Genomic DNA, 13,224 nt, shown 5'->3' with positions numbered 1-13,224 from the left:
CACAGATGACAATCTACTTTAGGAAATCGACATGAGCAGCCAATCAGTTTTAGGCTTTGACTTTGGCACTAAGAGTATTGGCGTCGCAATAGGGCAAGCCATTACCGCTAGTGCAAGACCACTGACTTCTATCAAAGCCAATGACGGTATTCCAAAATGGGAAGAAATTGGCGCCTTGATCGATGAATGGCAGCCGGATCTTGTGGTTGTTGGCCTACCGCTTAACATGGATGGCACAGAGCAAGAAATGACCCAACGCGCACGTAAATTTGCCAACCGCATTAACGGCCGCTTTGGGATAAAAATAGCAACGCAAGACGAACGTCTCACCACCGCTGATGCCAAAGCAAGGTTATTTGAGTTTGGTGGCTATAAAGCATTAACAAAAGGGCAAGTGGATTCGATGTCTGCGGTGCTGATCATCGAAAGCTACTTTGAGAATCAATTTTGAACATCATTCAGATCAATCAAAAAAGCAGCCTGATGGCTGCTTTTTTATTGGCTAAATATGCGGTTTGACTAAATTCACCATCATCTCTATGTGGTCGTCACGATCATTTAGTGCCGCAATGTAGCGATATTTTTCGCCACCAGCTTGTTCGAAAACTTCTCGGTTTTCCGATTCAATTTCTTCAAGCGTTTCGAGACAGTCACTACTAAAAGCTGGACATACAATCGCCACGTCCTTTACGCCATCTTTTGCCAGTGCCTCAAGTGTGGCATCGGTATATGGCCCCAACCACTTTGCTTTACCAAAGCGAGATTGAAATGTCGTAATATACTCATCATCAGTCAAACCCAGTTTTTCAACCACCAGCCGCGTGGTGATTTTACAGTAACAATAATAAGGGTCGCCTAAATGCAAATTGCGTTCAGGCATACCATGATAAGACAAGACCAGTTTCTGTGGTTTTCCATGCTTATCAAAATCCGCTTTAATTGATGATACTAGTGCATCAATGTACTCACTATTATCATGATAAGTATTGATAAAATGCACAGATGGTAGAAAGCGCCATTTGGTCAGCGTCTTACTTAGGGCATCAAACGCCGAACCTGTGGTGGGCGCTGCATACTGAGGATACAATGGCAGGGCGACAATTTTATCAACCCCTTGCTGATGCATCTTATTTAGCACAGTATCCACTGAAGGATTCCCATAACGCATGCAAAAGTCCACCACAACATTATCGTTTGCTAGGCGATTGCGTAGCTTATCGGTTTGAGCTTGGGTAATGCTCATTAACGGCGAGCCATCTTGTTGCCAAATTTCTTTGTACAGTGCCGCCGATTTGGCAGGTCTTACACGCAAAATAATGCCATGTAAAATCAGCATCCACAGCAACTTAGGAATTTCAACCACGCGCGGATCCGACAAAAACTCCGCCAAATAGGTTCTAACAGATGCCGCAGTTGGTGCATCAGGTGTCCCAAGGTTCATCAAAAGCACCCCGACCTTGCCGCGCTGCTGATGCCCTTGCTCCTTTGTTATTCCGACAAACTTACTCAATGTGTCTCCTTAGGTTTGTTTTAAGCAGTGTTAAAGCTGCAGCTCAATGGCTGTCACTAATGTCGTTGAATCCGGTTTTACACTGGAGCTGAACTTTTGTACCACCTCGCCATCTGCGCTGACAAGATACTTATTGAAGTTCCAGCTCGGTTCACTGGTTTGTGCTGATAAGTGACTAAAAATACTTTGCGCGCCAGCTCCCTTGACTTTGCCCGGTGCTAGCATAGTGAAAGTGACGCCATAATTGATGTAGCACACATCGGCGGTCTTCACCTCTTCGGCTTCTTCTTGATTAAAATCATTGGATGGGAAACCCAATACCACCAGACCTTTATCTTTATAATTTTTATGTAATGCTTCCAAGCCTTTAAACTGCGAGGTGTAACCACAATTGCTGGCCGTATTGACAATCAATACAGGCTTTCCTTGGGTTAACTCACAGATATCAACTTGCTTTTCAGAATGTAGCTTTCTTGCGGTTACATCTAAAAAGTCAGCGCATTGCGTTTCAGCATAAGCGCTAGGAATAGTAAACATGGCGGCTAGACTTAAGCTAATCATTCGGTATTTCATAACGACTCCTTTGTTGGGTTATTTGCCGATACGTCAAACCGAACAAATTGGATCAACTTAAGTCCATTTCTAACATGTAAATGGCAGAAATTAAAAATAAAAGCCGATGTTAACATTTAAACGAGAACTCCAGCGTTGCTCTCCTTCATCAATACCGATACCGGGTCCATTGATAAACCACATATTGTTACCGGCAATCCAATCTACATAGGAATAGAACTTTCCAGCAGTAATGGCACAGCCTGTCACATTCTGAATCGAATCCGCTCGTCCCTGGCCTGACGCAAAAATCTGACTATAGTCGTTGTAGCAATTAAGGTGGGTAATGGGTCCCCAATCAACATCAAAGCCTTTAGCGATATTTGCGGTGATCACATCGGCTTCATTAGCAATCTCAAATGGGAAAGCAAATGCCGATAATGCGACTCGTTTATCTGACGGTGTATCGTAGTAATAGTGCATATACTGCAGCTGCGTTTGCCATTGCTGCCAGTCCATTTGCCAGTGAACAGCACCAGCATAACCTTCGATATCATCGCCAGGGCCGGCACCTGCGGTATCACCCTGATACTCAAGCTGCTGCCACTGTAATGACGCGCCAACTTTATGACTGAACTCGCCAGATTTAATGGTATTTTCACCGCGCAAATTAACTTGTCCCGCTTCTTCATAAGCAGAATCTGCAGTAGTGGCAATATCGAATGAATAGCGGTCAAACTCAGTACCGTCGGCATATTCATCACTGATAAAGTAAGCCAGATCCCAGCGCCAACTGCCAGTTTCGTTTATCCAATGGAAACCGGTATCATAATCGTCTTCAAAGCCAAGGTAATAATTAGCACTAAACCAAAATGAGTGAGAGTTATAAGGTAAGATGCCAAAGGGAACTTGGGTAACTCCCATCTGAATCTTGTTTTGCTCATTTATGTGGTAGCCAATATAAGCATGGTGAATGACATCGATATCTTTGTACCAACGGTACTGAGCCGACCCGTATAGGACATCAGATTGGTAATTCACATCGACACGAAACAGCTCAAACTCAATAGAGTCATCACTGTCATAATCCTTCCAACCATAATTGACCCGCAGCGCGCCACCAACATCCCACTCATCGTTTATAGGAATCGCATTGGCTTGAGTCGCTGAGCAGGCCATTGCTAGCAAACATGCTCGCCAAACATGGTGTAACTTAGGCGTAGGTTTGTTGCTTGTATTCATCATTCACTCATCCTTGTAAGGGAGTTACTTTCCATCAATTTGCAAATAAAAAAGTAAAACAGGCATTCACCTGTTTTACTTAATACGACTATCATTGCAATTAGTCGAGGTCTAAGGTCACCCCTTCCATAAAGCCTGAGCTTGGTGAATCTGAATTTTGTAGTTTTATCATCAGACGTAAATCATTAGGGGAGTCAGCATGGTGAAGCGCATCTGCATAAGAGATTTCACCTTCGCTATATAACTGTAGTAGAGCTTGGTCAAATGTCTGCATTCCTTGCTCATTAGATTTGGCCATGGTTTCTTTCAACACATGAAGCTCATTTTTAGCGATAAGGCTAGCAACACGCGGTGTATTGATTAACACCTCAATGGCCGCGCGGCGACCGGTACCATCGCTTTTCGGGATCAATTGCTGAGCAACAATTCCTCGAAGGTTTAGCGATAAATCGAATAGCAACTGTTGATGCTTGTTCTCTGGCACCAAGTGCATAATACGATCTAAAGCCTGGTTGGCGTTGTTGGCGTGCAGGGTAGCCATACAAAGGTGGCCGGTTTCAGCAAACGATAACGCAAACTCCATGGTTTCTTGGGTGCGGATCTCACCAATCAAAATCACATCAGGAGCCTGACGTAACGAGCTTTTCAACGCAGCATCAAATGATTCAGTATCAATGCCTACTTCACGCTGAGTAATAATACTCTTGCGATGGTCGTGGACAAATTCAACCGGATCTTCAATGGTTAAAATATGCCCCCTAGCATTAGCGTTGCGGTAACCCACTAACGCCGCTAACGATGTAGACTTACCCGTACCGGTACCACCAACCATGATGATTAGGCCACGCTTACTCATTACCAAATCTTTTAAAATTGGCGGTAACTTTAAGTCATCAACCAATGGAATTTTCGTTTCAATACGCCGCATAACGCAGCCAGGTGCCTCACGCTGCCAAAAAGCACTCACACGAAAGCGGCCTAGTCCTTTTGCCGCAAATGCAAAGTTACATTCGCGAGATTCATGAAACTCTTGCTTTTGAGCATCATTCATTACCGCTTCAACAAACGCCAACGATTGCTCGGGTGTGAACGCATTTTCTGCAAGTGGCCGTAATTCACCATCAATTTTTGCACTAGGTGGAAACCCAGCGGTAATGAATAAATCAGATGCTTGACGCTCAATCATTACCTTTAAAAACGGTAGGACATCCATATTAAGCTTCCTAATTAAAAGGTCGTTTGTTTATTCGCACTTTTCGACATGGCATCTTCACGGGTAATTTGACCGCGATTGACTAAGTTCTGTAAGCACTGATCCAAGGTTTGCATACCATGGGCCATACCGGTCTGAATCGCCGAGTACATTTGCGCGACTTTATCTTCGCGGATCAGGTTACGAATAGCCGGTGTTCCCATCATAATTTCATGGGCCGCAACACGACCGCCACCGACTTTCTTGATCAAAGTTTGTGAAATTACCGCCTGCAAAGATTCTGATAACATGGTTCGCACCATGCCCTTTTCACCTTCAGGGAAGACATCAACCACACGGTCAATGGTCTTAGCCGCAGAGGTGGTATGCAAAGTACCGAAAACTAAATGGCCGGTTTCTGCCGCTGTCATCGCTAAGCGAATCGTTTCAAGGTCACGCATCTCACCAACAAGAATCACATCAGGATCCTCACGCAAGGCACTTCTTAGTGCTGCGTTAAAGCTGTGAGTGTGCTTATGCACTTCACGTTGGTTAATCAAGCATTGCTTATTTTGATGAACAAATTCGATAGGATCTTCAATGGTCAGAATATGGTCATGGCGATTTTCATTAATGTAATCAATCATCGCCGCTAAGGTCGTACTCTTACCCGAACCAGTGGGTCCCGTCACCAAAACTAACCCACGTGGATAACTTGAGATTTTCTTAAAAATCTCTGGAGCGCCGAGTTGCTCTAGACTTAAAATATCGCTGGGAATGGTACGAAATACTGCCGCCGCACCGCGTGACTGGTTGTAAGCATTGACACGAAAACGCGCTAAATTGGGGACTTCAAAGGAGAAATCTATCTCTAAATGCTCTTCGAAATCTTTGCGCTGCTTATCATTCATTATGTCATAGACTAAACTATGCACGCCTTGATGATCTAAAGCCGGCAGATTGATCTTTCTGACTTCACCATCTACCCGTATCATTGGCGAAACGCCAGCACTAAGGTGTAGATCTGAAGCATTGTGTTTTACACTAAAGGCAAGTAACTCTGTGATTTCCATAGTTCGGGACATCCATTCAACCAAAAACTTACATCATGACAACAATAGCAGACAGACTGGCTAACGCCCACCTAAGAATTAGCCAAGCGGCGCAAAAATCGACACGAGATCCAGCAGATATTCATTTACTTGCTGTGAGCAAAACCAAACCGATATCGCAAATTGTTGCCGCTTACGAGGCCGGCCAACGTCATTTCGGCGAAAACTACGTGCAAGAAGGCGAACAAAAGGTTCAGGCTTTAGCACAACAATGCCCTGATATTGTTTGGCACTTCATTGGCCCATTACAATCAAACAAAAGCAAAATTGTTGCCGAAAACTTTGACTGGATGCATACCGTATCACGGCCAAAAATTGCCCAGCGCCTAAATGAACAACGGCCAGATAACCAAGCGCCACTCAATGTCTGTATTCAAATCAATATTAGTGGTGAGGCCAGTAAGTCGGGCTGCAGTGTCGATCAAGCCTATACTCTGGCTCAAGAGATTAGCCAACTTGGCAACTTATGCCTTAGAGGCATTATGGCAATACCCAGTGCCGAGTGCTCAACTGAGCAGCAACACCAAGAGCTCAGTGCCATGCAAACACTCTATAGCGAGCTAAAGCAGCAATATTCGAGTATTGATACGCTGTCGATGGGCATGAGCAATGACCTTGAACAGGCTGTTGCCCATGGCTCTACGATGGTTCGAATTGGCACGGCAATTTTTGGTGCAAGGGATTATTCCTCAGGTGCTGCGTAACAACAAATAGGGTAGACTCTACAACCACTTGATAAGATAACGTGTTATCGGGTTTTGAACTAAAACAACTTAACACCCGTAAACGTCTCAAAAGCAGGAGCTTAGAGAGCTGTAATGATAGAAAAAACAATATGCTTTATTGGCGCAGGAAATATGACTCGCAGCATTACCAGTGGTTTGGTAAAAAGTGGATACAACCCGCAGCTTATTCACGCGACAAACCCCAGCCAGCCAAAGCTTGATGAACTTGCGCAGCAATTGCAGATTAACATTTCAAATGACAACCTAGCTGCCGCGGAACAATCTGACGTGGTGGTGTTATGCGTAAAACCTCACTTAATGGAACAGGTTTGCCAACAGCTAAGCCAATTAGACATGAGCAATAAGTTAGTCATCACTATCGCTGCTGGCGTTACTGCAAAGCGTTATCAAGACTATTTTGCTCAACCCATTAAGCTAGTGCGTACTATGCCTAACACGCCAACACAGATTGGTGTTGGTATGACAGGTTTATACGCCGATGACAGTATTTCTGCCGCTGACAAGCACTATGTTGAGCAGCTAATGGCTAGCGGAGGCGAAGTCGTTTGGGTCGAGCAAGAAGACGAACTCAACCAAGTGATCGCCCTAGCGGGAAGTTCACCGGCCTATTTTTTCTTGATGATGGAAGCGATGATCGACAGCGCCAAACAAGATGGGGTTGATGAAAAGGCCGCAAGAGCATTAGTTCAGCAGGCCGCCATGGGCGCTGCAGCCATGGTAAAGCAAAACCCACAACTTAGCGCGGCGCAGCTACGTGAAAACGTGACTTCTAAGGGCGGTACAACAGCACAAGCGATTGCTGCATTTGAACAAGCTGATTTGCGTGGTATTGTTCGCAGTGCAATGCATGATTGTATCGCCAGAGCTGAAGAAATGGCTAAACAATATTAATTGATTATTGACCTTAAATAGAGAGCAACAATGAACGCATTTAGTTTTTTAGTTAGCACTATCTTTGACCTATATCTAATGGTGGTGATTCTGCGCATTTGGCTACAGCTAGCCCGTGCCGATTTTTATAACCCGTTTAGCCAGTTTGTCGTCAAAGCCACGCACCCAATCGTCGCTCCAATGCGTCGCGTGCTCCCCTCAATGGGCAACCTCGATACAGCCTCGGTCGTACTGGCTCTGCTGGTCGTCATTGCCAAGTTTGTTATTTTGAGCTTAATGGCCGGTGCAAATATCGATATAGTAACCATATTTATCGTTTCTGTGGTGTCGGTAATTAAAGAGGCTGGCGTACTTTTATTCTGGATGCTCATCATCCGCGCAATTTTAAGCTGGGTAAGCCAAGGCCATAATCCTATCGAAATGGTCATGGGCCAATTAACTGAGCCACTACTCGCGCCCATTCGCCGTATTCTTCCTCCTATGGGAGGCTTAGATTTATCATTGCTTGTTATGATGATAATTCTCAATTTCCTTAATATTCTTCTAAGCCAATACGTACCGTTCTGGGCTAACGTATAATGGCAGCGGTGATTAAGCAGCAAGACAACTTGCTGCTTAATTTGTACATACAACCTAAAGCAAGCCGCGATAAATGGGTCGGATTACATGGCGATGAGCTTAAAGTTGCCATTACAGCGCCACCTATAGATGGCAAAGCAAATGCCCATTTAACAAAATGGCTTGCCAAAGCCTTTAAAGTCCCTAAAAGCGATATTGTGATTACCAAAGGTGAACTGGGCAGACACAAACAAGTGAAAGTGCTAAAGCCCAAGCAACTACCGGAGATCATAGCTCCATGGCTTTGAGCATCCATACAAATGGCAATACGGGTTAAAATCGTAACAAAATACAGTAAACCAAGCTCAAGCCCACGCCATCCCCTATAATAGATAGAAACGTCAACCAAGGAGTATCACTATGGTACGTTTACTAATAAGTACAATGATTGTGTTTTTTGCCCTAACTCAACCAGTGCAAGCAGAGCAAAAGCAAGTGGTGGGTAACTTTGATATTCACTATGTTGCCTTAGGCAGCACCTTTTTAACGCCGTCGATTGCCAAGACATATGGCATCAAACGAAGTAGCTACACTGGCATCATTAATATTTCGGTTCTGGAAAATAGTAAACCAGGCCACCCTGCAGTGCCTGTGGAAATATCTGGCATAGCCAACAATTTGCTAGACGCTCGAATCAACCTCGATTTCAGAGAGATCCGTGAAGGCAGTGCAATATACTATATTGCTGAAGTCCCCTACCGCGATGATCAGGAAATTAATTTTCAAATCGCAATCAAGCATGACAATGAACTCAATACGCAGCTGAAGTTCAAACAAAAATTCTATGTTGAATAAACCACTAACGCGGCAAATGCTTTAATGGTTTTTGCTTTGTTTAACTATCGTTTTGGGTCGTCCTTGGGTATCATGGCGCGCAAAAATATAGCCCCAGAGGTGACCCGATGAAACAAATAGTATTGGCTAGTGGTAACAAAGGAAAATTGAAAGAATTTTCTGAAATCTTGTCTGAGTTCGATATTGAAGTCTTACCACAAAGTCATTTCGACGTAGTGGAAGTCCCCGAAACAGGCACCACCTTCGTAGAAAACGCCATCATTAAAGCGCGCCACGCGGCAAAGGTCACCGGGATACCTGCAATTGCAGATGACTCAGGGTTAGAAGTTGATCTTCTCAATGGTCAGCCCGGTATATACTCCGCTCGCTATGGTGGCGAAAATGCCTCTGCAAAAGATAACTACCTAAAGCTGCTTGATGCACTCGCAACAGAGCAGGAAAACCGCTCCGCACGATTCCAATGTGTCTTGGTATATATGCGCCATGCCGACGATCCAACGCCGATAATTTGCCAAGCATCTTGGGAAGGAACCATTGGTTTCGAGGTTGTTGGCACCAACGGTCATGGATATGATCCGATTTTTATTCCAGAGGGTTATCAGCGCACGGCGGCAGAACTTAGCAGCGAGCAAAAAAATAGCCTTAGCCACCGCGGTAAAGCAATGCAACTGCTGCTAGCACAAATGCGTGAAAAAGGTGTGCTTGCCTAATGTTGCAGCTTCCTCCTCTGAGTCTGTACATCCATATACCCTGGTGTGTGCAAAAATGCCCCTATTGCGACTTTAACTCCCATGGACAGCACGGAGAGCTGCCCCAGCAAGCATATGTTGACGCCTTGCTTGCTGACTTAGCTATCGATTTGCCTTACGTGCAGGGACGTAAGCTACACTCGATTTTCATTGGCGGCGGCACGCCATCGTTGTTTGATGCAGCCCAAATAAAACGGCTCTTAAATGGTGTTCAAAACGCCATTGCATTTAAAGATGGCATTGAAATTACCATGGAAGCGAACCCCGGTACGCTTGAGCACGATGCATTGCATGCCTACCGTGAAGCCGGTATCAACAGATTGTCTATAGGTGTGCAGAGTTTTGCTAGTGACAAGTTGAATTTACTCGGGCGAATTCATGATAAAAATGAAGCGCAAGCGGCAGCAAAAGAGGCGCAAAAAGCTGGCTTTAATAGCTTCAATCTCGATTTAATGCATGGGCTACCTAACCAAAGCTTTGACCAAGCAATGGCTGATATTGAACAAGCGGCTAAGTTACAACCGCCTCACCTGTCTTGGTATCAACTGACGATTGAACCCAATACCCTGTTTCACTCTAAGCCGCCAACTCTGCCTGATGATGAAGCCCTATGGCATATATATGAGCAGGGGCAGAAAAAGCTGGCGCAACTGGGCTATCAGCAATACGAAATATCTGCCTACGCCAAACCAGGTTTTCAATGTCAGCACAATATTAACTATTGGCAATTTGGTGACTATATTGGCATCGGCTGCGGAGCACATGGGAAAATTACCGATATTGGACATCAGCAAATATTCAGAACCGTTAAGATAAAACACCCTAAAGGCTATTTATCCGGTAAAGATTATCTATTTGATAAAAATACTATCGAGCCAGATGAGCGAGCATTAGAGTATTTGATGAACCGTTTCCGGTTAATGGCTGCAATCCCAAAGGATGAGTTTGAGCAGCGCACCGGATTGCCCGCATCGACCATTGAAACCCAAATGCAACACGCGGCAACTAAAGGTTTAGTTGAAATAAGCCCAAACCATTGGCAATTAACGGCCAAGGGCAGCATGTTCGTTAACGAACTATTAAGTCTATTTTGTGACTAGAACGCATTAATCTTTCGCGTTGATTTTTACTGCAGTTTGTCGCTTATTGATACAAGGCAGAGGCTTTAATAGTTGGCAGCTATTTGATAAGCCGATAACAACGCAGAAAGCAGCGACAAACGCTGCCTGAAGGGTTGGGCTACAAGCGGTTTACGCTTTATTAAGCGCTATTTTGCTTCGTATGCTAGGCGGAAAATAACTTAACGCTCACCAGGGTTAAAGCGCTTTTGGCGGAAGGTCTCGCTTCGAACAGAGATTAATTGAGAACATTTGATACGCCCAAACTAAACACCTCTTTTAGTCTATTAAGTGGCATGAAAACTGCAGCTTATAGCACTTATCCCCCAAACTATCTGTGCGCCCGTCCTTTATTTCCACACTATACACATCTGCTAACAATTATATTCGAAAGTTAACCTCTGCCTTATATTAGGATAGCTAGCAATAATAATAGGAACATCGCTATGCAAATAAAAACAACAACGACACTTATCGCTTTAACCCTGAGTACATTAATCACTACCCCTCACGCTTTAGCTAATAATGGCAACGGCCTAGCTAGCCCCAGTCAACCCGTTGTGCAAACACTTAACAGTGAATCCCAAAAAGCAAATGAACTATTTGAGCAGATTTTCATGGATAACGTGATGTCTAGCCCAACAACCCAAACTCAGCTAGGGATCAAAACAGATTATGATAAATGGGATGAACGCGGTGAACAGGCCGATGAGAAAGATCTAGCGTTAGCCAAGAAACACCTAGCTCAGCTAAATGCCTTAGATACAAGCAAACTGGATAAGCAAACAAAACTGAGTTTTGATCTGCTTAATGCTCGCCTATCTCAAGCGGTTGAACAACATCAATGGCGCCATTACAGCTACCCAGTAAACCAGATGTACGGTGGCCACTCATTTATCGCTTCATTCCTCATCAATCAGCACCAGATTAATGAACTCAGTGACGCAGAGGCGTACATCGCTCGCCTTAAAGCGGTGCCCAGCAATCTACATCAACTCACTCAAGCATTAGAGGTCCGCGCTGAAAAAGGCATTATTGCACCCAAATTTGTATTTCCTTATGTGCTATCGGACAGTGAAAACATCATCATAGGTGCGCCATTTCAAGATGGCGAAGACAGTGCCATTTGGGCGGACTTCAAACGTAAAGTCGCTAAACTTGATATTAGTCAGTCCCAACAAGAAGCCCTGTTAAAGCAAGCTAAATCAGCGCTTATCAAGCAAGTTGAACCAGCCTATAAAGCGCTAATTAGCTATGTCAGTCAGCTGGAAAAACGTGCTGATACCCGTGATGGTGTATGGCGCTTTGAAAATGGTGAACAGTTTTACAATATGGCGTTGGCAAGAACGACAACGACCGATATGACCGCAGATGAAATCCACCAGCTTGGTCTTAGTGAAGTTGCTCGTATTCACGATGAAATGCGCGCCATTATGAAGAAAGTCGACTTTAAAGGCGATTTAGCCGCTTTCTTTAAATTCATGCGCGAAGACAAGCAGTTTTATTACCCTGCAACAGAGGAAGGCCGTCAAGCTTACCTAACTGAAGCAACGGCATTAATTGATAATATGACATCACGTCTCGATGAAGTCTTTAACGTTAAACCTAAAGCCCCTATGGTGGTAAAACGCGTTGAAGCTTTCAGAGAAAAGTCTGCCGGCAAAGCTTTCTACAATCAGCCTTCACCAGATGGTTCACGTCCAGGGGTGTATTACGCAAACTTGTATGACATGGAGGCCATGCCAAAATATCAGATGGAAGCCCTAGCTTACCATGAAGGAACACCCGGCCATCACATGCAAATTGCCATTGCTCAAGAGCTGCAAGGGGTTCCCAAATTTAGACGCTTTGGTGGTTATCAAGCCTATATTGAGGGATGGGGATTATACAGTGAGTACTTCCCGAAAGAGATGGGCTTATATAGCGACCCTTATTCAGACTTTGGCCGCTTAGCGATGGAGCTTTGGCGCTCATGCCGCCTAGTAGTAGACACAGGGATCCATGCGAAAAAGTGGAGTCGTGAACAAGGCATTGAGTATTACGTCAACAATACCCCTAATGCTAAGTCAGATGCTGTGAAAATGGTTGAAAGACATATCGTCATGCCAGCTCAAGCAACCGCTTATAAGGTGGGTATGATTAAAATATTAGCATTGCGCGAGAAAGCGAAAACTGCGCTGGGTGACAAATTCGATATTGCCGCTTTCCATACACTGATATTGGAAAATGGCCCGCTACCGTTAGATTATTTAGAGCAACAAGTCGATCTTTGGATTAAAGCACAACAAGCTTAACCCATTGAGTTAAGACTAAGCTCGCAAACATTAAGCCACCTTCACGGTGGCTTTTTATTGCGGCGAAATAATAGCAACCAGTATCAATGGTTTCACCAAGGAAAATAGTCGAGCACCAGCCATAACTGCGACAGTAATAGCAAATGACTTAATTGGAAAAGTGTGTAAAAGCAGGAAGTACAAAGAAAAATCACCCCAGCTAAAAGCTGGGGTAAACCAAAAACTAGGATGATGGTTTAAAGCCGACATTGTTTTAGTTATTAAACCACTGCCAGCATTGAATTAAAGTTGCTTAACGGCTGTCTGCAGAAAAAAACCAAGAGGGGTCATTCTTTAGTTTTTTTAAGGGTCTCAGACTCCTTAATTCAATTTATTCCATTGTATTATTTACAGAACAAATGGCAA

At 44.3% G+C, this 13,224-nt stretch carries 14 protein-coding genes; 9 read left to right on the top strand and 5 right to left on the bottom strand.

All coding sequences use genetic code 11. The features are described from left to right. Window positions 1-31: 31 nt before the first annotated feature. Window positions 32-451 (top strand): Holliday junction resolvase RuvX, encoded by a 420-nt coding sequence (gene ruvX / locus ACHUFW_RS01385; protein ID WP_394200198.1) that lies wholly within the window; start codon window positions 32-34, stop codon window positions 449-451. A 51-nt stretch (window positions 452-502) separates the two neighbouring features. On the opposite strand, the gene hemH is transcribed toward ruvX, so the two are convergent. The 5 genes from hemH to ACHUFW_RS01360 form a co-directional block, all read right to left on the bottom strand. Then, window positions 503-1,510 carry a ferrochelatase gene (gene hemH / locus ACHUFW_RS01380; protein ID WP_394200197.1) on the bottom strand — a complete coding sequence of 336 codons (1,008 nt, stop codon included), beginning with the start codon at window positions 1,508-1,510 and terminating at the stop codon, window positions 503-505. Between the two features lie 30 nt (window positions 1,511-1,540). Next, window positions 1,541-2,083 carry a glutathione peroxidase gene (locus ACHUFW_RS01375; protein ID WP_394200196.1) on the bottom strand — a complete coding sequence of 181 codons (543 nt, stop codon included), beginning with the start codon at window positions 2,081-2,083 and terminating at the stop codon, window positions 1,541-1,543. Window positions 2,084-2,173: 90 nt separating this feature from the next. Beyond that, the gene (locus ACHUFW_RS01370) at window positions 2,174-3,307 is read right to left on the bottom strand and encodes a hypothetical protein (RefSeq protein WP_394200195.1); all 1,134 of its coding nucleotides are present in this window, start codon (window positions 3,305-3,307) and stop codon (window positions 2,174-2,176) included. Window positions 3,308-3,404: 97 nt separating this feature from the next. Beyond that, complete coding sequence (locus ACHUFW_RS01365) at window positions 3,405-4,517, bottom strand: PilT/PilU family type 4a pilus ATPase (RefSeq protein WP_394200194.1); 1,113 nt, start codon at window positions 4,515-4,517, stop codon at window positions 3,405-3,407. A 14-nt stretch (window positions 4,518-4,531) separates the two neighbouring features. Continuing rightward, window positions 4,532-5,569 (bottom strand): type IV pilus twitching motility protein PilT, encoded by a 1,038-nt coding sequence (locus ACHUFW_RS01360; RefSeq protein ID WP_394200479.1) that lies wholly within the window; start codon window positions 5,567-5,569, stop codon window positions 4,532-4,534. Between the two features lie 35 nt (window positions 5,570-5,604). On the opposite strand from ACHUFW_RS01360, the gene ACHUFW_RS01355 reads away from it, so the two are divergent. The 8 genes from ACHUFW_RS01355 to ACHUFW_RS01320 all read left to right on the top strand — a co-directional run bounded on the left by ACHUFW_RS01355 (window position 5,605) and on the right by ACHUFW_RS01320 (window position 12,819). Continuing rightward, window positions 5,605-6,312, top strand: coding sequence for a YggS family pyridoxal phosphate-dependent enzyme (locus tag ACHUFW_RS01355; RefSeq protein WP_394200193.1), 708 nt, complete (start codon window positions 5,605-5,607; stop codon window positions 6,310-6,312). A 114-nt stretch (window positions 6,313-6,426) separates the two neighbouring features. Continuing rightward, the gene (gene proC, locus ACHUFW_RS01350) at window positions 6,427-7,245 is read left to right on the top strand and encodes a pyrroline-5-carboxylate reductase (protein WP_394200192.1); all 819 of its coding nucleotides are present in this window, start codon (window positions 6,427-6,429) and stop codon (window positions 7,243-7,245) included. Between the two features lie 30 nt (window positions 7,246-7,275). Next, window positions 7,276-7,824, top strand: coding sequence for a YggT family protein (locus ACHUFW_RS01345; protein WP_394200191.1), 549 nt, complete (start codon window positions 7,276-7,278; stop codon window positions 7,822-7,824). After that, window positions 7,824-8,111 carry a DUF167 family protein YggU gene (gene yggU / locus ACHUFW_RS01340; RefSeq protein ID WP_394200190.1) on the top strand — a complete coding sequence of 96 codons (288 nt, stop codon included), beginning with the start codon at window positions 7,824-7,826 and terminating at the stop codon, window positions 8,109-8,111. Before ACHUFW_RS01345 ends, yggU begins: the two co-directional genes overlap by 1 nt. A 112-nt stretch (window positions 8,112-8,223) precedes the next feature. Next, window positions 8,224-8,658: a DUF4426 domain-containing protein gene (locus ACHUFW_RS01335; RefSeq protein WP_394200189.1), complete on the top strand. Its 435-nt coding sequence runs from the start codon at window positions 8,224-8,226 to the stop codon at window positions 8,656-8,658. 107 nt (window positions 8,659-8,765) lie between these two features. After that, window positions 8,766-9,368, top strand: coding sequence for an RdgB/HAM1 family non-canonical purine NTP pyrophosphatase (rdgB, locus tag ACHUFW_RS01330; RefSeq protein ID WP_394200188.1), 603 nt, complete (start codon window positions 8,766-8,768; stop codon window positions 9,366-9,368). Then, complete coding sequence (gene hemW, locus ACHUFW_RS01325; RefSeq protein WP_394200187.1) at window positions 9,368-10,507, top strand: radical SAM family heme chaperone HemW; 1,140 nt, start codon at window positions 9,368-9,370, stop codon at window positions 10,505-10,507. The genes rdgB and hemW overlap by 1 nt, the downstream gene beginning before the upstream one ends. A gap of 464 nt (window positions 10,508-10,971) precedes the next feature. Continuing rightward, window positions 10,972-12,819 (top strand): DUF885 domain-containing protein, encoded by a 1,848-nt coding sequence (locus ACHUFW_RS01320; protein WP_394200186.1) that lies wholly within the window; start codon window positions 10,972-10,974, stop codon window positions 12,817-12,819. Window positions 12,820-13,224 lie beyond the last annotated feature (405 nt).

The organism is Shewanella waksmanii (assembly GCF_043643685.1).
Lineage (GTDB): Bacteria > Pseudomonadota > Gammaproteobacteria > Enterobacterales > Shewanellaceae > Shewanella > Shewanella waksmanii_A.
Note: the sequence above shows the minus strand (reverse complement) of the source record. Positions and strands in the feature narration are given on the sequence as shown.

Bases quoted from the DNA above. Each gene is read 5' to 3' on its own strand.
- ruvX (WP_394200198.1), top strand. From the start codon at position 32: ATGAGCAGCCAATCAGTTTTAGGCTTTGACTTTGGCACTAAGAGTATT.
- ACHUFW_RS01375 (WP_394200196.1), bottom strand. From the start codon at position 2,083: ATGAAATACCGAATGATTAGCTTAAGTCTAGCCGCCATGTTTACTATT.
- ACHUFW_RS01370 (WP_394200195.1), bottom strand. From the start codon at position 3,307: ATGATGAATACAAGCAACAAACCTACGCCTAAGTTACACCATGTTTGG.
- ACHUFW_RS01365 (WP_394200194.1), bottom strand. From the start codon at position 4,517: ATGGATGTCCTACCGTTTTTAAAGGTAATGATTGAGCGTCAAGCATCT.
- ACHUFW_RS01360 (WP_394200479.1), bottom strand. From the start codon at position 5,569: ATGGAAATCACAGAGTTACTTGCCTTTAGTGTAAAACACAATGCTTCA.
- ACHUFW_RS01355 (WP_394200193.1), top strand. From the start codon at position 5,605: ATGACAACAATAGCAGACAGACTGGCTAACGCCCACCTAAGAATTAGC.
- proC (WP_394200192.1), top strand. From the start codon at position 6,427: ATGATAGAAAAAACAATATGCTTTATTGGCGCAGGAAATATGACTCGC.
- ACHUFW_RS01345 (WP_394200191.1), top strand. From the start codon at position 7,276: ATGAACGCATTTAGTTTTTTAGTTAGCACTATCTTTGACCTATATCTA.
- yggU (WP_394200190.1), top strand. From the start codon at position 7,824: ATGGCAGCGGTGATTAAGCAGCAAGACAACTTGCTGCTTAATTTGTAC.
- ACHUFW_RS01335 (WP_394200189.1), top strand. From the start codon at position 8,224: ATGGTACGTTTACTAATAAGTACAATGATTGTGTTTTTTGCCCTAACT.
- rdgB (WP_394200188.1), top strand. From the start codon at position 8,766: ATGAAACAAATAGTATTGGCTAGTGGTAACAAAGGAAAATTGAAAGAA.
- hemW (WP_394200187.1), top strand. From the start codon at position 9,368: ATGTTGCAGCTTCCTCCTCTGAGTCTGTACATCCATATACCCTGGTGT.
- ACHUFW_RS01320 (WP_394200186.1), top strand. From the start codon at position 10,972: ATGCAAATAAAAACAACAACGACACTTATCGCTTTAACCCTGAGTACA.